Origin of the sequence: Olivibacter sp. EAT-5 (assembly GCF_044784325.1) — a bacterium.
Lineage (GTDB): Bacteria > Bacteroidota > Bacteroidia > Sphingobacteriales > Sphingobacteriaceae > Olivibacter > Olivibacter oleidegradans.
The window spans coordinates 6,482,685-6,503,215 of sequence record NZ_CP173028.1 but is presented as its reverse complement, the minus strand read 5'-3'; the positions used below and the strand labels follow the sequence as shown (position 1 = coordinate 6,503,215).

General features: G+C 39.1%; 21 protein-coding genes. 14 read left to right on the top strand and 7 right to left on the bottom strand.

Annotated elements, in window-relative coordinates; genetic code table 11:
• Nucleotides 1-126: 126 nt before the first annotated feature.
• Nucleotides 127-2,232 carry an HRDC domain-containing protein gene (locus ACH11B_RS27520; protein ID WP_377611482.1) on the top strand — a complete coding sequence of 702 codons (2,106 nt, stop codon included), beginning with the start codon at nucleotides 127-129 and terminating at the stop codon, nucleotides 2,230-2,232.
• Between the two features lie 22 nt (nucleotides 2,233-2,254).
• Here ACH11B_RS27520 and ACH11B_RS27515 read toward each other — a convergent pair whose 3' ends face one another.
• Complete coding sequence (locus ACH11B_RS27515) at nucleotides 2,255-2,755, bottom strand: hypothetical protein (RefSeq protein WP_130856516.1); 501 nt, start codon at nucleotides 2,753-2,755, stop codon at nucleotides 2,255-2,257.
• A gap of 404 nt (nucleotides 2,756-3,159) precedes the next feature.
• Between ACH11B_RS27515 and ACH11B_RS27510 the strand changes: the two genes are divergently transcribed.
• The 3 genes from ACH11B_RS27510 to ACH11B_RS27500 all read left to right on the top strand — a co-directional run bounded on the left by ACH11B_RS27510 (nucleotide 3,160) and on the right by ACH11B_RS27500 (nucleotide 8,137).
• Nucleotides 3,160-5,727: a TonB-dependent receptor gene (locus tag ACH11B_RS27510; RefSeq protein WP_377611480.1), complete on the top strand. Its 2,568-nt coding sequence runs from the start codon at nucleotides 3,160-3,162 to the stop codon at nucleotides 5,725-5,727.
• Nucleotides 5,728-6,149: 422 nt separating this feature from the next.
• Nucleotides 6,150-7,352, top strand: a complete 1,203-nt coding sequence (locus ACH11B_RS27505; RefSeq protein ID WP_013668292.1) for a myo-inositol-1-phosphate synthase — start codon at nucleotides 6,150-6,152, stop codon at nucleotides 7,350-7,352.
• Nucleotides 7,353-7,525: 173 nt separating this feature from the next.
• Nucleotides 7,526-8,137, top strand: a complete 612-nt coding sequence (locus ACH11B_RS27500; protein ID WP_377611477.1) for an FMN-binding negative transcriptional regulator — start codon at nucleotides 7,526-7,528, stop codon at nucleotides 8,135-8,137.
• Nucleotides 8,138-8,170: 33 nt separating this feature from the next.
• On the opposite strand, the gene ACH11B_RS27495 is transcribed toward ACH11B_RS27500, so the two are convergent.
• Complete coding sequence (locus ACH11B_RS27495) at nucleotides 8,171-8,659, bottom strand: DinB family protein (RefSeq protein WP_377611475.1); 489 nt, start codon at nucleotides 8,657-8,659, stop codon at nucleotides 8,171-8,173.
• Nucleotides 8,660-8,893: 234 nt separating this feature from the next.
• Between ACH11B_RS27495 and ACH11B_RS27490 the strand changes: the two genes are divergently transcribed.
• Both ACH11B_RS27490 and ACH11B_RS27485 read left to right on the top strand, forming a co-directional pair.
• A complete protein-coding gene (locus ACH11B_RS27490; RefSeq protein WP_013668289.1) occupies nucleotides 8,894-9,361 on the top strand; it encodes a MarR family winged helix-turn-helix transcriptional regulator in 468 nt (155 codons plus the stop codon).
• 2 nt (nucleotides 9,362-9,363) lie between these two features.
• On the top strand, nucleotides 9,364-9,867 hold the full coding sequence (locus tag ACH11B_RS27485) for a transposase (RefSeq protein WP_289552289.1): 504 nt from the start codon (nucleotides 9,364-9,366) through the stop codon (nucleotides 9,865-9,867).
• A gap of 11 nt (nucleotides 9,868-9,878) precedes the next feature.
• Here ACH11B_RS27485 and ACH11B_RS27480 read toward each other — a convergent pair whose 3' ends face one another.
• Complete coding sequence (locus ACH11B_RS27480) at nucleotides 9,879-10,976, bottom strand: acyltransferase (RefSeq protein WP_130856521.1); 1,098 nt, start codon at nucleotides 10,974-10,976, stop codon at nucleotides 9,879-9,881.
• 371 nt (nucleotides 10,977-11,347) lie between these two features.
• Here ACH11B_RS27480 and ACH11B_RS27475 point away from each other — a divergent pair, with 371 nt between their 5' ends.
• The 3 genes from ACH11B_RS27475 to ACH11B_RS27465 all read left to right on the top strand — a co-directional run bounded on the left by ACH11B_RS27475 (nucleotide 11,348) and on the right by ACH11B_RS27465 (nucleotide 12,989).
• Nucleotides 11,348-11,887, top strand: a complete 540-nt coding sequence (locus tag ACH11B_RS27475) for a chromate transporter (protein WP_289552288.1) — start codon at nucleotides 11,348-11,350, stop codon at nucleotides 11,885-11,887.
• 25 nt (nucleotides 11,888-11,912) lie between these two features.
• The gene (locus ACH11B_RS27470) at nucleotides 11,913-12,437 is read left to right on the top strand and encodes a chromate transporter (RefSeq protein WP_246860326.1); all 525 of its coding nucleotides are present in this window, start codon (nucleotides 11,913-11,915) and stop codon (nucleotides 12,435-12,437) included.
• Nucleotides 12,438-12,560: 123 nt separating this feature from the next.
• Nucleotides 12,561-12,989, top strand: coding sequence for a molybdenum cofactor biosynthesis protein MoaE (locus ACH11B_RS27465; protein WP_377611472.1), 429 nt, complete (start codon nucleotides 12,561-12,563; stop codon nucleotides 12,987-12,989).
• Between the two features lie 53 nt (nucleotides 12,990-13,042).
• On the opposite strand, the gene ACH11B_RS27460 is transcribed toward ACH11B_RS27465, so the two are convergent.
• Nucleotides 13,043-13,807 (bottom strand): DNA alkylation repair protein, encoded by a 765-nt coding sequence (locus ACH11B_RS27460; RefSeq protein WP_377611470.1) that lies wholly within the window; start codon nucleotides 13,805-13,807, stop codon nucleotides 13,043-13,045.
• A 212-nt stretch (nucleotides 13,808-14,019) separates the two neighbouring features.
• On the opposite strand from ACH11B_RS27460, the gene ACH11B_RS27455 reads away from it, so the two are divergent.
• Nucleotides 14,020-15,297: a Gfo/Idh/MocA family protein gene (locus ACH11B_RS27455; protein WP_377611468.1), complete on the top strand. Its 1,278-nt coding sequence runs from the start codon at nucleotides 14,020-14,022 to the stop codon at nucleotides 15,295-15,297.
• An 8-nt stretch (nucleotides 15,298-15,305) separates the two neighbouring features.
• Here ACH11B_RS27455 and ACH11B_RS27450 read toward each other — a convergent pair whose 3' ends face one another.
• Entirely contained in the window at nucleotides 15,306-15,518 is a 213-nt protein-coding gene (locus ACH11B_RS27450; RefSeq protein ID WP_377611466.1) for a hypothetical protein, read from the bottom strand.
• A 303-nt stretch (nucleotides 15,519-15,821) separates the two neighbouring features.
• On the opposite strand from ACH11B_RS27450, the gene ACH11B_RS27445 reads away from it, so the two are divergent.
• The 4 genes from ACH11B_RS27445 to gap all read left to right on the top strand — a co-directional run bounded on the left by ACH11B_RS27445 (nucleotide 15,822) and on the right by gap (nucleotide 18,910).
• Nucleotides 15,822-16,196, top strand: a complete 375-nt coding sequence (locus tag ACH11B_RS27445; protein WP_041388762.1) for a DoxX family protein — start codon at nucleotides 15,822-15,824, stop codon at nucleotides 16,194-16,196.
• Between the two features lie 187 nt (nucleotides 16,197-16,383).
• Nucleotides 16,384-16,890: a hypothetical protein gene (locus ACH11B_RS27440; RefSeq protein ID WP_130856526.1), complete on the top strand. Its 507-nt coding sequence runs from the start codon at nucleotides 16,384-16,386 to the stop codon at nucleotides 16,888-16,890.
• Nucleotides 16,891-17,310: 420 nt separating this feature from the next.
• A complete protein-coding gene (locus ACH11B_RS27435) occupies nucleotides 17,311-17,769 on the top strand; it encodes a MaoC family dehydratase (protein WP_130856527.1) in 459 nt (152 codons plus the stop codon).
• Nucleotides 17,770-17,911: 142 nt separating this feature from the next.
• On the top strand, nucleotides 17,912-18,910 hold the full coding sequence (gene gap / locus ACH11B_RS27430) for a type I glyceraldehyde-3-phosphate dehydrogenase (protein ID WP_377611464.1): 999 nt from the start codon (nucleotides 17,912-17,914) through the stop codon (nucleotides 18,908-18,910).
• 51 nt (nucleotides 18,911-18,961) lie between these two features.
• Here the strand turns inward: gap and ACH11B_RS27425 are convergent, their stop codons facing one another.
• Entirely contained in the window at nucleotides 18,962-19,951 is a 990-nt protein-coding gene (locus tag ACH11B_RS27425) for a GlxA family transcriptional regulator (protein WP_130856529.1), read from the bottom strand.
• Between the two features lie 96 nt (nucleotides 19,952-20,047).
• Nucleotides 20,048-20,395: an ABC transporter permease gene (locus tag ACH11B_RS27420; protein WP_256377679.1), complete on the bottom strand. Its 348-nt coding sequence runs from the start codon at nucleotides 20,393-20,395 to the stop codon at nucleotides 20,048-20,050.
• Nucleotides 20,396-20,531: the final 136 nt, after the last annotated feature.

Below are 20,531 nucleotides of genomic sequence, written 5' to 3'. Positions count from 1 at the left end.
TTTGTTGTTCTACTGAAAAGTAGTCTAAATTTCAGAAAATGCGTAAAACAGGAAAAGGCATGATATGATTTTTCTACCTTTGCTGACGAGTCTTGCTACGAATTTCGCAGATACATCGTAAATTATATGAACTTAAATGTTATTCATAGGCGCGTTATCGATTTTTTAACAAAAACGGATAAACCCGTTTTTTTAACAGGTAAAGCAGGAACGGGCAAGACTACCTTTCTTCACTATCTAAAGACTACTATAGCAAAGAACATCGCGATAGTAGCTCCCACCGCAATAGCTGCTTTAAATGCAGGTGGTGTTACTATCAATTCGCTTTTCCAAATACCTTTCGGGCCGCTGATTCCTCGAAAAGATCTCGGTGATTTCAAAGATCATAAGGCGGTTCGCATGGCGCCCGACAAAGCAAAGATGCTCATCAGTCTACAGTTGCTCATTATTGATGAAATCAGTATGGTTCGCGCAGATGTCATTGACAGAATTGATTTGATTTTGAGAAGTATTAAAGGTTCTGACAGGCCATTTGGCGGCGTTCAGTTACTCATGATTGGCGATCTCTATCAATTACCTCCGGTTTATCAGAATGATTGGCCTATCTTAAAGCAGTATTATACCAGCCCCTATTTTTTCAGTAGTTGGATTTTTGCGTCTTTTCCGTTAGTCAGTTTCGAACTTACGGAAGTTTTTAGGCAGGCAGATCCCACTTTTATTAACATTCTAAACAGCATAAGGGATGGCAATGTCGATGAATCGCTTCTTTCTGTTTTGAATCGGCAATTTAAACCGGGAATGGCTGCTGCCGAGCTGACTGACTATATTACGCTTTCGACACATAATCGCTCTGTGGGAGAGATCAACGAGACCCGCTTAAGAGATTTGGAAGGAGAGATCATGGTTTATAAGGCGATTATTGCCGGCGATTTTCCTAAAGACGCCTATCCTGCTGAACCGGAACTACGTCTTAAGGTGGGTGCGCAAGTTATTTTTATAAAAAACGATTCAAGTGGTAAGAAGCAATATTATAATGGGCGGACGGCTTGCGTTTTAAAGGCAACACACGACAGTATACAGGTCCGCTTTCTAGATGATGATTCTATATTTGACGTGATGCCGGAGACTTGGGAATACACCAAATATGCTCTCAATGAGTTGGAAGGGAAAATAGCGTCATCATCCAATGGTTCTTTTACGCAATATCCAATCAAACTGGCCTGGGCAATTACTATTCATAAGAGTCAAGGTTTGACATTTGATAAAGCGGTGATCGATGTGGAGGCTGCATTTGCACACGGCCAAACATATGTGGCGCTCAGCCGGTGTAGAAATTTGGAAGGATTGATATTAAAGGCACCCGTAAAAGCCGAGAATGTAATGACAGATGCACGCATAACTTCGTTTATGCATCAAAGTCGAATGCAAAGTGAAGAGGCTGACTTGCTAAGCCATGCGATGTTAGAACAGGAGTATAAGTTAATTGCGGATATCTTTGACTTTAAGAACATCGAAATTGAATGGAACCTCTTGAAGTCCATGTTACAATCTTCAGTCAATGAGGTTTCCGTTGCCACTCGTGTGAATGAGATTGAGCAGCTTTTAGTCGATCAGGTGAGAAAAGTGGCTGACAAATTCTTGAGGCGAGAATTGAATAATTTAGATTACCGGCTTCCGTTGGCGCAAGGCAATTTTACACTTCGCTTAAAACAAGCGGTAACCTATTTCAAGCCCAAAGTCGAATTGCTATTGGATATGGTAAAAGAAATACTAACGTTACCAATAGAAGAGGGACTCGACCCTGAATTTTTTGAGATATACAATCAGTTTGTAATGCATCTGAAAGGGAAACTGGCCGTCTTACAGATTGATCCGGTCCAAGTCGATAGCCAAAAATTATCATCAGTATCGATGGAGGCTGCCATAAATTACGTTCCGGTTTATCAAGTAGGAAAAAAAGGGATGAACGAACCTAAAATTAGCGACTTGGTTAATCCCTTATTACTCGACGAAATTTTCGCTTGGCGAACGAAAAATAGCGAAAAGAGAGGGGTTGCAGACTATCTCATTTTGAGTGAACAACTTTGTATCGCTATTGCAGCCAAATCGCCAAAATCCTTGGGAGAGTTAGCTCAAATTAAAGGTATAGGGGTCGGAAAAGCCAAAGAATTGGGAGATGAATTTGTGAAGATTATTCGTCAGTTTTACGGAGAACGTGATCTGTTCGGTTAGCGATCCGGAAACTTTTTAATAACTAAACCCTTTTAAGGATTCGTTCGTTAAAAACAAGCCAATTTGCTAGGAAGGGTAGTGGTAAGCCGATCATGCCTATCAAAATTAGGAGTTCTTTTATTGCATTACCTGCCTTAAACTCGCCCTTCGGAGTGCTGCTTAGTGGCACGATCAGGAAATTCATGATAACCCAAATCGAAAAGCCAAAAAAGATACCGGATAACACTTTATATTTCGATATAATCGGAAGCCGATGGTATATTACACAAAAAACTATCGTAAATGAAAGCGCAATACCGTAGTGTAGAAATAATCCGAGGAGAATTGCCGGCATTCCTGTTGAAAAAGCTTCTGAACCAAGTACCCCACTTGCAATATACTTGAAAATAAACAGCGGGTTCTTTCCCGTTTCTAAATAGTATTTTATGAAGGCTGCAGTTATATCCAACGTTCCTACAATTAACCCGACGATAAAAATTCGTACGACCACAGGTAATAACCGTAAATCAGATTGATTTTTCATTGCTATAAATTTGTTTCAATGACCATAAAGGCTTGTCTATTACAAGCAGGCACCGGATTTATTGAGAGAACAGTTGACTTAAATAATATAATGATGATTTCATAACCGGTTATTAACGTAGTGCAAGTGGCAACATCTACACAAAAGAACAAAATTTTGTTTACATTTTGCATTTCCGCACCATTGTTATCGCATTCTATCAACCGAGAAAGAATACAAAACATAAGCGCAGAAATTACTTGGTGTTAAATTACTTTATGTTCTCCCATGGTAATTTGTCCTGGATAAAATAGCGTCATCTCCATTAATAAATGCGCATTAATAAGCGTCCTCATTATTTCTATAAAATCTACGGAATATCAAAAGAATATCTATATTTGTCTACTTATTCTATAGATTTTATTATGTTTAAACAAAAGCTACTTTTCCTTTTTCTAATCACACTAATCTCGCAGTTTGTTTTTGCACAGCAAACGGTCACGGGAATTGTTAAAGATGCCAATGATGTGGCTATTCTTGGTGCAACAGTATTAATAAAGGGTACTAATTTAAAAGCTGTTACTGACGTTAATGGTGAATTCACCATTCAAGGGACAACAACTTTGCCGTTTACACTTTCTGTCAGTTCCGTAGGATTCAGAACAAAAGAAGTGCAGGTCCAACAGGCGAGTGGAAACAAGTTCAATATTGTATTACTTGCCGATGATTTCCAGCTTTCAGAAGTTGCCGTAACGGCTAGGCGTCGTACAGAACGTGTGCAAAATGTTCCCATTCCTATTTCTGTTGTCGGCGGAGCTCGTGTTGAAAATGCAGGTGCATTCAATGTTAATCGTCTAAAAGAATTGGTGCCAGCGGTGCAACTATATTCATCTAATCCTAGAAATACGACTTTGAATATTAGGGGGTTAGGTTCGACGTTTGGACTTACGAATGATGGCATAGACCCCGGTGTAGGTTTCTACGTCGATGGCGTCTACTTTGCACGCCCAGCAGCAACTACACTCGATTTTATTGATGTTGAGCGAATAGAGGTGCTGCGAGGTCCCCAAGGTACGCTATTTGGAAAGAATACGACAGCAGGAGCTTTCAACATCACTACTCGTAAACCTAGCTTTACACCGGAGGTTAATTTCGAAGCGAGCTATGGAAATTTTGGTTATGTCCAGGCAAAAAGCTCCGTTACCGGTCCCCTGACGAAAAATTTGGCAGCCCGAGTTTCTTTTTCCGGTACGCAGCGCGATGGTGTATTATATAACGTCGCTACCGATCAAAACGTAAATGATCTTAATAATTTAGGCTTTCGAGGACAATTACTTTATGCACCTTCCAATAACGTCAATATTCTATTTGCGGGTGATGTGTCAAGACAGCGTCCCAATGGTTATGCCCAAGTTGTCGCCGGGGTAGTTCCTACACAAAGAGCAGCTTATCGGCAATTTGAACAAATTATTGCCGATCTGGGATATAATCTACCAAGCCGTAATCCTTTTGATAGAAAAATAGACCACGACACACCTTGGCGATCAGATAATGACTTAGGAGGTGTTTCTTTGAATGCAGATATTAAAATCGGATCAGGTACATTGACTTCAACGACCGCGTGGCGATATTGGAACTGGAATCCCTCAAACGATCGCGATTTTACAGGGCTCCCGGTTTTATCGCTCTCACAAGCGCCTTCCAAACATCAACAATGGTCGCAGGAAATTCGCTATGCCGGTGATCTTTCATCCCGTCTAAGTGGAGTGTTTGGTGTTTATGCGATCGGACAACGATTGAAGACAGATCCATACCATACGGAGGAATCAGGTGCAGCGCAATGGCGGTTCTCGCAAAATTCAACGAGTGATTTATGGGCCACACCGGGATTGCTCGATGGATACGGTATTCGGACATATTCAAAGCTTACGTCTTTTAGTGGGGCAGTATTTGGCCAGCTCGACTGGTCGATCACAGACCAAATACATCTATTGCCAGGACTGAGGTTTAATTACGATGACAAAAAAGTAGATTTCAACCGCCAAACTTATGGAGGGCTTCAAACCGATGACCCAGCCCTTTTGGCAATTAAAAGAGCAGTTTATACGGATCAGGTATTTAACGCAAATACCGATAATACGAATCTTTCCGGCCAACTAACCCTAGCGTATAAACCCAATGATCGTATCAATTCTTACGCTACTTTCTCAACTAACTACAAACCGGTAGGACTTAACCTCGGGGGGTTACCTACTAATAACGGTGAGCCAATGCTGGAACTGGCAGAAATTAAACCGGAATATGTTACACATTACGAAATTGGGATAAAAACTACTCCTTTGGACAATGCTACTTTAAATTTTTCTGTTTATAATACAGATATCAAAGATTTTCAAACGCAAGTGCAAACCGCGGAAGTAGGCGTAAATCGTGGTTATTTAGCAAACGCAGAAAAAGTGAGGGTACGCGGAGCAGAGCTTGATGGTAATGTGTTTATTGGCAACGTTTTTTCATTATATGGAGCGCTCTCGTATACCGACGGTAAGTACATTTCCTTTAAAAATGCACCTGTTCCGTTAGAAGAAACGGGCGGAGAGTCTGCCTTCAAGGATATTTCAGGCGGTAAGCTGCCTGGAATTTCAAAATGGGCGGGATCTTTAGGTGGACAAGTTGACATTCCGGGTAAATTCCTTACTTTAGGCGGGAGCTACTTTTTCGCGATTGATTCTTATTTTCGTTCTTCATTTTCATCGAGCCCGTCTCCATCTCAATATTTAAATGTGGACGGTTATCTTTTACTGAACGCGCGACTCGGGTTTCAAGCGAGTCAAAGTGTATCGTTCTTTATCTGGAGTAGAAACTTGCTAGATAAAGATTACTTCGAGCAATTGCTTCCCGCTGCAGGCAATGCTGGTCACTATGCTGCTGTGCTGGGTGACCCACGTACATTTGGAGCGACTATTCGTTACAGTTTTGGTAGAACGGTACGATAGGTTTACCGATCTGAAATAAAAAGGGGCTTGATAGTTGACTCAAGGCCCTTTTTTCTTATTGGGGGCTGATCGTCGCTAAAACCGATATGGTATCCGGTATCTGTTTCCGATAACCTACTACCAATTTAATTCGCATCTTTTGAAAAAAACTCACTGTCTATAACTTGCTCATAGCCTTACTATAACGGAAAATTATCCGATATTTACATTTAGAATATACCAATATCTTGACTATGTTAATAAAAAAGTAAAACTTTCAAAAAAAAGATATTTTATTCGATGAGAATTTTAAACCATTGGCTACCTTTGGAACCAATAATTTTAACCACAGGTAATTTAAAGAAGCAGTAATAAGTTGTATCCGTCCGCAAACTTACTTTAAATACTTGTTTTACATGAAAAAAAATAATATATTTTAACTAATGGAACATAAAATAAAAGTCGCAATCCTGGGTGTAGGAAATTGCGCAAGCTCATTGGTACAAGGTGTTGAGTATTATACTAACCACCCCGATCAAAAATCTGGCTTAATGACAGATGACATTGGAGGATATCGTGCTGCTGACATTGAATTTGTTTGCGGATTTGATGTCGACGAGCGGAAAATCGGAAAAACTTTGAAAGATGCTATTTTTGAGAAACCAAATTGTACAATGGTTTTATATGATCAAATCAGCTCCAATGCACCCATATATCCATCCGTTGTTCTTGATGGTGTTTCACCAATGATGGCTTCCTACCCGGAGGCGCAAAGATTCAAAGTTGCGGAATCATTGAAAGCCACAGATATGCTCGATAGTAGCTCAACATATGACAAAGGTCTTGTTGAAGTCTTCCGTGAGCAGATTATTAACCAGCTAAAGGCGCATCAGGTTGAGATTCTGATCAATTATCTGCCTGTTGGTTCACAAATTGCCACGGAATTTTTTGCAGAAATTTGTTTAGAGCTAGGCATTTCACTTGTAAATTGTATTCCGGTATTTATTGCTTCTGATCCTGCCTGGGAGCAAAGATTTATTGATGCAGGCATTCCGATTATTGGAGATGATATGAGAAGCCAATTCGGAGCGAGTATTTTATCGCAAATGCTGCAAGAACTTGCGTTTGCGCGCGGACATCACGTAAAAGCCCATATTCAAAGAAATATTGGAGGGAATACCGATTTTTTGAATATGGAAGACAAGAATCGCTTGAAATCGAAGAAGATTTCCAAAGAGAATGTTATTAGAGCACAAAACGATATCAGGAACATATCTACTGAGAATAGCTTTTTGCACGCAGGGCCATCGGAGTATATTGCTTATTATGGAGACAACAAAGTGGCCAATTTTAGGTTAGAACTCGAAGGGTTTATGGGGGCACCGGTGATATTAGACGCACAATTATCTGTTCAGGATTCTCCAAATTCCGCTGGCGTCGTAATTGATGCTATACGATATGTATATGTAGCTAGGGAATTGGGAATCGTCGGAGCATTACGTGGGCCGTCTGCCGCAACTCAGAAAACCCCTCCTGAACAAATGATGTTCAGCCAAGCTTTGGAGGAATGTCATGCTTTAGCAAAACGCGAATTGACAACGTCTACAAGGAGTCAGCTTAAAAATACCCAATTGGTTACGGAGTAAATCTTTCGTAAACTAGACAGGAAACGGCAAGTGCATGAATAAGTACGTGCCGTTTTTTTATAGGATTCTAGGATAATTCACGAAAGCCTCCTCTTTTCGCAATGCTACTTTCGGGAGGAAACACCATACTTCTAATAGATGTTGTTAAAATTGTTTTAAAGACGGTGAAATAGATGTATATTCCGAAAAATTTTGTATTTAAACACCAAGATGACTTACTGGAGTTTATAAAAGCGAACAGTTTTGGTCTTATCATAAATGGGAATGAGCAGATGGTTCCGGTGGCAACGCACTTGCCCTTCGCCATTGAACACCAAAACGGACAATTAATATTAAAGTCGCATTTTGCCAAAGCGAATACGCAATGGAAGTCGATAGAAGAAAAGAGTGTTTTGGTGGTGTTTTCGGGGCCGCATGCTTATATTTCGCCTAAAAATTATGAAAAGATAGAAAGCGTCCCGACGTGGAATTATGTTGCGGTTCATGTTTATGGAACCGTTAGTTTAATATGGGAGCGGGAAGAAATATTACGGGTACTTAGTGCTACTATCAATTTCTATGATAAGGACTATAATGAGCAATGGAAATCGTTGCCAAAGGAGTATATCGACCGAATGATTAAGGGCATTGTTGCGTTTAAATTAGAAGTATCGAATATTCAAGGAGTTAAAAAGCTAAGTCAGAATAAAACGCGTTTGGAACGGGAAAAAATCATTAATGACTTACAGTCCCATAGCGATTTAAGTGATCAGCAGTTAGCAATGTATATGCGGAAGGAGTTGTAAATACGATTGATCTTATCTTAAATACATTCAGCATTAATGCCACCATCCATTTACTTTTCTAATTAGGACGATTTGTCCGACATGATACGCATTGTGATCTAAAATCAACAAGGCCTCATTAAACACGCTTTGCCCCGTACCGTGATCAAAGCGTTTAAAAATTTCCATGCTTTCTCGTATTAATTCGATGAAGGCCTGATGATCTTCCCGAATTTTATCCTGCGTTTGCTTCCACTCCAAGCTGTTTTTTGGACTACTCTGTTTAGGCCAGTAACCTGAGGGCCAGTCAGGAGACCGGTAACTCGGATTGCGACAAAATTCCAATATATCAAATTGAGAAATACGAATATGTTCTGTTAGCTGCCAAATATTATAAGGAAAAGTTTCGTTTTTTTGTCCGGCCTGCTCCCAAGAAAGCCCATGTATTGCGTCGAAGAGGTCAACATGTGCGCCACTCGTTACAAAACGATCTAATAACTGCTCTTTTACTTGCACGACGATATTATTTGTTGAGATTTCCATGCACATAAAAGAATTTAGATGCCGATTTTGTTTTAAGGAATTGCAAAATGTTAAAACCTGCCACAAATTTTTGCCAGCAGGCAACTTGAAAAAGTAAGAAAGCGGCTTGCTTTCAGGCAGAACTAAGATACATGAGCAGCTCTACTCTTAACCTCGGGGAAAAAATGAATTGATTTGTATGATTTTGTTTTTTATCTTTGCAACTAAGATATTTAGTTGCTAATATATTTTGAAATGACCGATAGAACGAAAGAGCAGCAAGCTCAAAACTTTAGATCCCTCAGCAGGAAGTATTCAGACACCTCTATATTAATGCACGAAGCGATTGCTCGTGAAATAGGATTATCGGGTACAGATCATAAATACTTAGGTTTTATAATACAAAATGGAGAAATGACTGCCGGTGAGCTTTCCAGATTAACAGGTCTGACAACAGGGGCTGTCACAGGCTTGGTAGATCGGCTGGAGAAAAAAAAATTAGTCAAAAGGAAGTTTGATAGCGAGGATAGACGCAAAGTAATTATTGTGCCGAACACCAAAAATACCTTAAAGCTATTAAATCCCTTTTTTGATAAATTAAATGAAAAAACATCTAAGCTGGTGAATTCCTTTTCCGATCAAGAAATCACCGTACTTGAAAAGTATTTTACTTCTGCCATTGATATTATGAATGAAATGATTGAACAGTTAAGAAAACAATAAATATGGAATACGGCGCAAATTATATTGTAAGGGCTGAGACATGGCTCTTCATTACGACACTTGTTTACTTTCTGATGAATGGGGCGCAAATTTTTGAAACTGCAGTGATTGTTCCTAAATGGACAGCTTCACCACCTGAATCCTTTCAGTTACTGGGAGGAAGGTATGGCCTAAACTTAAAGACTTTCTGGATTGTTGTCCATACCATTCACGAGATCACCTTTGTAGTGGCACTCATTTTTTGTTGGAAAATAATGCCCATTAGAAATTGGTTGCTGCTTCTTTTCTTCTTGCATATGGCAGTCAGAGCTTGGACACTGATGTATTTTGCACCTAACATTATGACATTCCAAGATGTTGCCAATGGAGCTGCTTCAGAAACCGATTTGTTGGATAGGGCAAATCTTTGGCGAACACTTAACTATATTCGCGTAAGCATTTTTATTTTGATATCATGTGGTTTAATACCATTGTATATATCCATTATAAATATGAAAACTCGATAAAGCGCTTTTTATTATTTATCCCAATCTCTCTTGAATTTATTTTTGAGGTAGGTTCGTATTGGAAGATCCAGTACGCGAAAAACGAAATAGGCGAAAATGATTATAGTGATGACTGCTAAAAGTACAATGATACGTAATTGAGACCAAGTTGGATGGAACTGTTCCACATAGCTCATAAATATCCAGATAAACGGATAATGAATCATATAAAGCGGATAGGAAATATCTCCCAAAAATTTGCAGATATTATTGGAAGATGATGGAACATTAACTCCTACACCGAGCACAATTAAGAACGGAAAGTAGAAGATCACAATAAACGGATCTAACACCCAATTGATTTTTTCAGAAAAAGGAATAAAGAAAGTAATTGCGAGTAAGCTTCCAAGCAAGATAAATCCTAATCTATTTTTGATGACCCAGTTAGAACGATAAACTAGCATGCCTACTAAGAAAGAGTAAGAGATACGGATACCGCCACCTCGAATATTGTCTGCTCCCCATCCCACACCCAAGTAGTTTGATCGATAGGCTTCGTAACATAGCGCAAGAGCTGCAATGCCGGTGAGACACCACAGTATCTTGTTACGGAATTTATAAAGGAATAAAGCGTAGGAAATATTCGCAATATATTCCCAAAATAATGACCAGGTGGGTGGGTTTAAATGAAATAAATTAAAGTATCTTTCCGGCACTGCAGGATATGGGATTAATAAGGAAGAGCTTGCAAACATGAGCGCAATCTGAATGGGGCTAAATTCTTTATACAGATCGCTGAAGGGATCATACAAAAAACCAAGTAAACCGATGATCGAGCCGATAATAACGAGCGGGTGCAAGCGTATGAGCCTTAGTTTAAGAAACGAAATAAAGCCGATGCTATCCATCTTATTATCGTAGGCGTATGCAATCACAAAGCCTGATAAACAAAAGAAGAAATCAACCGCTAAGTAGCTATGTGCTATAAAATTATCGTGATAGTCCGGAGTAGCTATTTCCATGAAGTGAAATATGAGCACTGCTATTGCGGCGATTCCCCTTAATCCGTCCAGAATCTCAAAATGCTGCTTTGTCTTTAAAAGGCTAAAATTCGGTTTTGTTTTATACATGTTTAATCGGTGGAAACTCGCAGGACATTCAAAGAAATATCTTTCCTAAAGCATCTCACAAATAAAGTCAAAAAATGGATGACTATCGTGAACGTCTGTCTCAGTTTTTCTAAATTTCGTCTCATCCGATTTGCTTTTTCTAATTTGAAAATATATGGCTCTATCATCGATAGATTGTCTCTGAACTTATTAGGCTAGTTGTTTTCTGAAGCGGAAATTATCATCTTTTTTATTCTTTAGGTTATATTTCTTTTTTATTAAAAATTGCCCAAAAAAGCGCCTTTTTTTGTATCTTTATAAGATAAAATATAACCCCGGTATAACAAAAGAGAAGACGTTGTACAGAAGTTTTTTACCTTTTTTTAGTTTGAATGTTCTTTAAATTATTTGTCACTTTCACTAGAATCGGTTTGTTTACAATTGGTGGTGGATATGCAGTTATCCCGTTAATAGAACGGGATATTGTGTCCCGAGGTTGGCTGTCTAAGGAAGAATTTTATGAATTGCTATCCATTACGGAATCTTTACCAGGTGTTTTTGCTACTAACATTGCTGCACTTGTAGGTTATAAAATAAACGGGCTAAAGGGTGGTGCGATAGCCGCATTAGGAACTATTGTAGCGCCCTTTGCAATCATCATTATGATAGCTGCTTTTTTTAGTAGATTTCAGGAAAATATATGGGTCACAAAAGCATTCAAAGCCCTGCGTCCAGCGGTGGTCGCACTTATTGTGGCGCCTTGTTTCTCGGCGATAAAAGCTAATAAACTTACTTATAAGACAGCGATTATACCTATTGTGGCATTACTCATAATGTGGCAAGGACATGTATCGCCAATTTTCATTGTTGTTTTTGGCTGTATTGCCGGAATAATCTATAATATTTTCAAAGAAAAAAATAAGAGGAGATAGGGTGATTTTTTTTAGACTATTTTGGGTGTTTACAAAGATTGGTGTTTTTGGCTTTGGAGGTGGTTATGCCATGCTCTCATTGATTCAGGACGAAGTTGTGGAAAAAAACAATTGGATGACGAAACAGCAATTTACCGATCTAATAGCGGTATCTCAAATGACGCCCGGACCAATTGGGATAAATACAGCGACCTATGCCGGATATACAGCCCTTGAAAATTCGGGAAGCTCTCCCTTTGTGTCTATTTTGGGGTCAGTCGTAGCCACCTTCTCTTTATGCTTACCTTCGTTTATTCTGATTATCTTAATATCTTACTTTTTTAGTCGTTTTCGAAGCAATAAATATTTTGCCTGGGCCATGACTGGAGTTCGGTTATTAAGCGTTGCATTAATAGGACTTGCAGCGGTGTCTTTAATGAACCACGAAAACTTTATAGATTACTTCAGTCCTTTACTGTTTCTGGGGGCACTGTTCCTATCTGTTCGATATAAATTACATCCGGTTTTTGTAATAGCCGTTGCAGCGGTTATAGGAATCTTTATATATTAATCATTGAGGAAATACTTTGTGTTTTGGGCTTTAACTACGCTATCGCATCCACTTGCTGCATTAGATGAATTTATTAAAACCTTGCACATAAATTACTAATTTAGCATAGTTATATTTATAAAAATGAAACAGATATTTCAACATGGCCCGATAAGTCCATCATTCATCTCAGAAAGCATTGCCAAACATGCCACGAAAACAGAAATAGGGGCTCATAATATTTTTTTAGGTCAGGTACGAGCTGATTTAATTGATGGAAAGGAAGTTGTTGCCATAGCATATACTGCTTATGAAGAAATGGCATTGGAAAAAATGCACAATATCCGTGAAGAGATTTTCGACAAGTATGCGTTGACGTGTATGCACGTACACCATAGCTTAGGCGTTGTGAAGACGGGAGAAATTTGCCTTTTTGTATTCACTTCTTCACAGCACCGTAAGGCAGCAATTGAAGCATGTACGGAAGTAGTTGAGAGAATCAAGATCGAATTACCCATTTGGGGTAAAGAACTGTTCCACGATCAGAAATATCAGTGGAAGATAAACCAATAGGCAGCGTAAATTCTATGTTTAGCTAATTCAAGTTTTTCAAGGTGCGTTTAGTGCTACTTATCAACTGTATCAGCTAATAATAAGTCAATTTTCCGACTTGCACGTTTTACGATCCACATAGTATGTTTATTATTAGACTTTGCCCATCTTCTAAGTAAAGGCATGGTAGCATCCTTATCTACTTTCAGCCAATCGGTTAGATGGTTAGCAACGGATTTTTTCACAAACAAGACAGGGTCTTCTTTTAATATTTCCAGAATTTTAAAAACTTTTTCAGGACAATGATTAAAGGTGTCTAATCTTGTAGCCCACGGTAGTTTTGGGCGCAATCCTTCCGATGCCAAGCGCCGCAAGTGAAAATTGTCAGATTGCGCCCACTTTTCCATTATTTGCAACGTATGTGCAGGGAAGTTTCTTATAAAGGGACGTATCGCATATTCTCCTGTGTTTCTTTTGGTTATCTCGGCAATTGCTCGCATAGAAACATTGTAATCTGATAAGCCGTACTTTTCTACATATTTACCGATGGGTAAAACCCAGTAAAAATTGGTGAACATTCCCGTCTCCTTCGGATTTTCTTCTCCTAATATGGAAAGTAGTATATGAATAGCTTCTTTGTATGCAAACGGTAAATGAATATCTAACAAATCAGCAATCACCTCCACCCGTTGGGTATAAGTTTTGCCCTTTGTGCTGACAGCAACCTCTTTAATAAAAGCCGCTGATTGAAAGTCAGTATATCGTTTTACTATCTTTTCTGCTAGAAGACATGCTAAATCTTCTCCAAATTTGTCTGTAATACTATAACTAGTTCCCATATTGTCTAAAGTATTTCTTGTCTACCAAGGCGAAAACAACTGCTGTACAACTTTTCCGACAGCTAAGTTAAGATAGCTCATGTGAATCTAATTGTAAAAATCGGACACTTGTTAGAAAACAAATTATTGCTTGGTTCTTTTAGATTTGCTATCTTGTACGTACTTAGTCAGTTATATGCTAAATAAACCAGAACGCCTTTAAGTAAACCAAAATGAAAAGAAAAGATTTTATTAAAAACACCCTAATCGGGGCGGTTGGTATTACCATATTGCCGAGGCATGTATTGGGCGGTCAGGGCTTTTTAGCGCCCAGCGATCGGATCAATTTAGGTTATATAGGAACCGGAAAACAGAATAGTTACTTACTTAAGGCTATCGCTAAATGTCCGGAGACTATGGTACTAGCCGCCAGCGATGTGGATAAGCAGAAGTTACAACGTTTTGTTCAAGCTGCTATTGTCGAAAATAAAAAGAAGGCAGCAGCAGAAGTAGCAGCCTACAGACAGTATCGCGAGCTGTTAGATAGGAAAGATATTGATGCGGTTGTGATTGCTTCTCCGGATCATTGGCACGCCCAAATGGTTGTAGATGCGGCAAAAGCCGGAAAAGATATTTATTGTGAAAAACCTCTTTCCTTAACCATTGCGGAAGGCAGAGCGATGGTAGATGCCGTTGGTAAGTATAAAAGAGTTTTTCAAACCGGAAGTATGCAAAGATCTCAACAATATTTCAGAGATGCCGTGAATTTGGTAAGAAATGGCTATATCGGAGAGATTAAAGAGATCAACGTTTCGATTGGTGGACCTGTCAGGGCATGCGATTTACCAACTTTGCCGACACCGGATTATTTGGACTGGGATAACTGGATTGGCCCTTCCTTGTATCGGGGGTACCATCCCACACTTTCGCCACCTTTAGGTGATGAAAGCTGGGCCGGCTGGCGAAATTACCACGGCTTTGGTGGCGGTTATGTAACGGATTGGGGCGCTCATATGTTCGATATTGTCCAGTGGGCTCTGGATATGGACCGATCGGGTCCTGTAGAGTTTGTGCCTCCACAACAACCGCTCGCACAAGAGGGTTTGTATTTTAAATATGCGAACGGCATTCAGGTAAATCATAAAAGATGGATAGAAGGTAATGCAATACAATTCGTAGGTACCAATGGGACGATTGAAGTGGCAAGAGAATTCCTTCGTTCAAAACCCGAGCCGCTAGCCAAAATCACACTTAAGGCGAGCGATAAGAAAGTATACCATAGTGAAAATCACTATCAAGATTGGATTAATGCTGTTAAGGCCAGAAAGCAACCTATTGTGGATGTAGAGACAGGGCATCGCACAGCAACAGTTTGCAATGCAGTGAATATTGCTTATGAATTACAGAAGTCTTTACAGTGGGATCCTAAGAAGGAAATATTTGATAATGTCTATGCAAATGGAATGTTGTCAAGACCATATCGAGGAAACTGGGATTTTAACGATTTTTAACTGGAACATTAATCTGTTACGGGCTTCGGAAAAAGAACTTTGGCTCCACCATTTATGTCGTTCATATTATAAGGTTTTAGGTATAAATTAAACTCATCGTAATTCATTGATTCGGAAATCACTATTCGTGTCAAAATATTGATAAAGAGAACAATAAGAAGAAAAATATGTTGCTGTGGATAGAAGTTGAAAAGAATCAATATGGTAACTAACATCATCATTATTACATTAGTAAGTATTGCTATAATAGCAATACTTATATGGTTCCTTCGGAAAAATCGAAGAGATCGGAAAGATATGGAGAGGACCATCCATTTACGAGACGTCAACCCTGAAAAACATAAAGATGAGCAGGTTTAGCAGCGTTCTTTTTTTGTCGTAGACGCCCCCTTCCTTTGCCGTAATCGCTACTGTTTTGTAACAGGTAATTTACTATTTTTGTTAAGCTTAATGGCAAATAAAATATGTCCGTGATTAAACAAATTAGAAGTGGACAAATGCCGATAAATCATAAATTAGTCAATATGAAAATTGTAAAAACTATTCTCTGCGTGTTATTTGGCTTGATGTTCATCAACGCCGGATTGGACAAATTTTTTCACTACATGCCCGTTCCGCCAATGGAAGGCGAGATGTTGAAGGTCGGACAGGCCTTTATGCAGATTAAGTGGTTATTCCCTTTAATAGGTGCCATAGAAGTAATAGGCGGATTGTTGTTTATCTTGCCCAGGACAAGAGCTCTTGGAGCCATTGTGATTCTTCCTGTTATGGTAGGTGTCATATTACACAATGCCGTCTATATGCCGTCCGGATTGGCGATTGCCGGTGTTATGTTTTTAATAAATCTTTGGGTGATTTTTGATAATTGGAAAAAATACCAGGTTCTTGTAAGTGAATAACTTCAGATCAATAGCGAATTTTACTGATTATTATTCTAAGAAAAATTTTAGAAACAGATCAAACAGGTGGCATTCCTTCAAATGAAGCCACTTGTTTATTTTTTCTAAAGAGTAGCATTTACAAGACATTTTTCGTCATTCAGTAAACGGCAACCTAAAATATGATATTAATAATTAGACCTTAATAATGAAAACGAAAACCTATGCCTTATTTATGTTAATTTTATTAGTTACTTATTTGGGGTTTAGCTGCAAAAAAGCAGAAAGAAGCCCATGTGAAGGTTTGTTAAACGAATCACAGCCAAAACAAATTGGATTTGTGTTCGTTAACAAACAGACTGATGAAAACATTATTATAGCTAATAAGCTGGATACCGCAGTTATTAAAATAAGATCTGCGAATATCGTAAAGTCATATCCCAAAATGATTATTAACAACGATAGAAATCCATTAAATGGTACACTTATATTGATTATTCCGGAGACAGGAGAAGGAGATTACCCATTTAGCATTGACGTAGCTAATTTCGGGAGGGTGGAATTGTCCTATTCTATTAACCAAATAAAAAGTAATGACATATGTAAGCCCTATTACTATTCCATGAGTAGTATTGAGGTTAAAAGTCACCCTTTTGAATATTTCGAAAACGAGCATATACTAGGTAGAAAAAATCTGCTAAAAATACTATTGTAAGATTTAGATGGTCTGTTGGTATTTCATTGTGTGTTAGGCTTATCTCACCACAAACAACTGGGTTGATGCCGAAAAAAATTCTCTGTCCTGAATCATCGTTCCCGTATTGACCCTACCACTTTGGTTGGCGAATATGTCATTGAGATTGAAGAGGTGCGAGAATGGAAGTGTGTAAATAGGAGGTGGTATATGACGCGGAACCTTTAAAAGTATGAAATTGTAGCTTGTTTAGAGTAATGGGCTGTTTTGAAGGTTGAATCCTGAAAAGAACAGTCTTTGTAAATATACTTTACAGAAATAAATCTCCTTTATAAGAGACCCCGTTGTCATTTCATATTTTTTCAATACTTTTATGCCGTTGACCTTGAGTCGAGAGCCAAAAAACGTTTACGGAAATATTCATTAACCATTTAAATATATATGTTAGTAATCAATAATTTTGAGGAGTATCAATCGCATGTGGGAGAGGAACTTGGTGTTTCCGATTGGCATAAAATAGATCAATCGCAAATTGACAAATTCGCCGATGCGACATTAGATCATCAATGGATACATGTAGATAAGGAGCGAGCCGAAAGTGAGGGGCCGTTCAAAAGTACCATTGCTCATGGTTATTTAACACTGTCATTAATTCCATATTTATGGAAGCAGATTGCGGATGTACGGAATATTAAAATGGAAATAAATTATGGTATAGAAAACCTGAAGTTTGGACAGCCAGTCTTAGTAGATAATGAAGTTCAGTTAAAAGCAAAACTTGTTTCCGCTGTTAACTTGAGAGGTGTTACCAAAGTTGTTATTGAAGCCACGCTCGCTATTAAAGATCAACCCAAGCCAGCATATACGGGTAATGTAGTATTCTTATACCATTTTATATAGCCCCTTGTGGTTGAGAGGACAAATGAAGATCGGCCTTACTTTACCGGAGGTCCGTTGTATCTATTAGTTGGCAGAAATTGTTGGTTTTTTGTCTTTTCTGACATGAATAAGGAATGGTAGCTTTGTTTAAAAAGATAAAGTTATGATTAAAGTTGCAATTAATGGGTTCGGTCGTATCGGTCGTTTAGCACTCCGTGAAATGGTGAATAATGATAAATTGGAAGTTGTTGCTATTAATGATTTAGCAGATCCTTCCATGTTATCTTACTTGCTGAAATACGATTCCATACATGGAAGGTTTGAAAAAGATGTTGATTACACTACAGATGCCCTTGTTGTTGATGGAAAGAAAATCACGGTGTACACAGAGCGTGAGCCATCAAAGCTGCCATGGAGAGATGATAATATTGATGTGGTATTGGAATGCACAGGAATTTTCGAATCCAAAGAGAGAGCAAAGGCGCACTTGGAGGCGGGGGCTAAAAAAGTGATTATTTCCGCACCATCTGATAAAGAAGTTAAGACAATCGTCTATAATGTAAATCACCAGCTGCTTAACGCCAGCGACAAACTAATCAGTTGTGCTTCTTGTACAACGAATTGTTTGGCACCGATGGCTAAAGTACTGAATGATAATTTTAGCATTATTGCCGGCCAAATGACAACCATTCATGCTTATACCAACTCACAACCCTTAATGGATACTCCGGATCTAAAAGGAAATTATCGTAAATCGAGAGCAGCGGGGGACAGTATCATTCCCTATACCACGGGAGCGGCAAAAGCGATAGGCCTAGTGATTCCTGAATTAGAGGGAAAACTTGATGGTTCGTCCCAACGGGTTCCTGTCCATGCAGGATCCGTTGTTGAATTGTTTACCGTACTTGAGAAAGAAACGAGTGCAAAAGAAATCAATACAACGATGCGAGCCGCAGCTAATGAATCATACGGATATACAGAAGATTTCATTGTCTCGGCAGATACATTAGGCATACGTTATGGTTCGCTTTTCGATGCTACCCAAACAAAGATTGTAACGGTTGGCGACAAACAGTTAGTAAAAACTGTTTCTTGGTATGATAATGAAATGTCTTTTGTATCGCAAATGGTTCGCACGGTGGCCTATTTCGGTTCCTTATAGAACTTTTGTGTCTCAGCGGGGACTGACTGTAAATTGTCGTTCTCGCTGATATTAAGCGATTGCGGTAGTAAAGTTTCTGCGATAGTCACTAGGAGTTGTTTTCAAGTGACGTAAGAACAAGCGGCGTAGTCCCTCGGTGCTTCCGATTCCGCACTCACAGCAGATTTCGTCCAATGTCAATTGGGTTTCCTCTAATCGCCGGCGTGCCATTTCAAGTCGTATTTTTTCAATATATTTTGCCGGGGTAATTCCGGTTTCTCGTAAAAAGACACGCGCGAAGTTTCTAGGACTCATAGAAACTTTCTCAGCCAAGAACGCTACGCTCAGCTCATCCTCCAAATGATCGATAATCCAATCTTGGGCAACTTTAATAGGTTCGTAATCCACCGTTTGATGCATGAGAATACTGCTAAATTGTGATTGATTTCCAGGGCGTTTTAGGTATAGGACCAATATTTTTGCTACCATAACGGCTATATCACGACCGAAGTCTTCTTCTACCATTGCAAGTGATAAATCCATACCGGTGGAGATACCTGCAGATGTATATATATTCCCATCCTTGACATAAATGGCGTCTTTTTCTACTTTTATTTCCGGATAGAGCGACGCCATTTTATCGCAAACCTGCCAATGTGAAGTCACTCGTTTGCCATTCAATAGGCCAGCTTCCGCCAAAATGAAAGCACCGGCACAAATGGATCCTATACGGCGTATTTTACTAATATTTTCTTTGAGCCAACTAGCGATTTTCTCGATTATGGAACTACAGGCATTGCCTTTTCCGGCAAATAAGATGGTATCTATTTCGTAATCGATCGAGTCAATCCCTCCCTCGCAAACAATGGGCAAACCCGCCGATGTATTGACTACGAAGGATGAATCCGCCGAAAGGACGTGGGTAACATAGGCTCTCTTTATTTCGGGTTTATGCCCCCTGACGTAGTCGGCAGCTTTCGTAAAAACTTCCAAAGGACCTGCTATGTCTAAAATAGAAGTCATTGGAGGAACTATAATAACGATATGTTTCGTATTATCCACGCTTATTTTTAAGGAGAACGAAAATAGGTAAAATGGCAGAAAATACAAAAATCATGTTTTTCTGCCATTACTAATTAATTAAAGTTTCCTTATAAACTAAGAATAGCCTAGCTCGCCTGACGTTTGAATATCCACGTTGCAACAGGCATTGCTATAGCAATAATAGCGATGCACCAAATAAACGCCAACCAGGTCGAATTTCCAGATGGTTACTACCAGCCAAGCACGCATGGCGTTGATAACGTGTGTGAGTGATTGATTTTCAGCGAAAAATCGTAGTGCCTTAGGCATGGTGTCAGTAGGGACGAAGGCACTAGAGGCAAATGTCAGTGGGAAAATTACGACAAACCCTGTCCATTGTGCTGCTTCCAAACTTTTAACGAATAAGCCTAAGATGGCCGATAACCAGGATATAGCCAAAGTAAACAGCAAAGCAAGAACAATGACCAGTCCCCATCAATAGGAGTGGTCATCCCTTAAGTAGATCAAAAGAATATTTTCCATCTTTTACCCACAATTGTCTATTTTTTGCGGATCGACGCAACGTAGTTTTGCAATACCACGGGGCGATCATTTAACC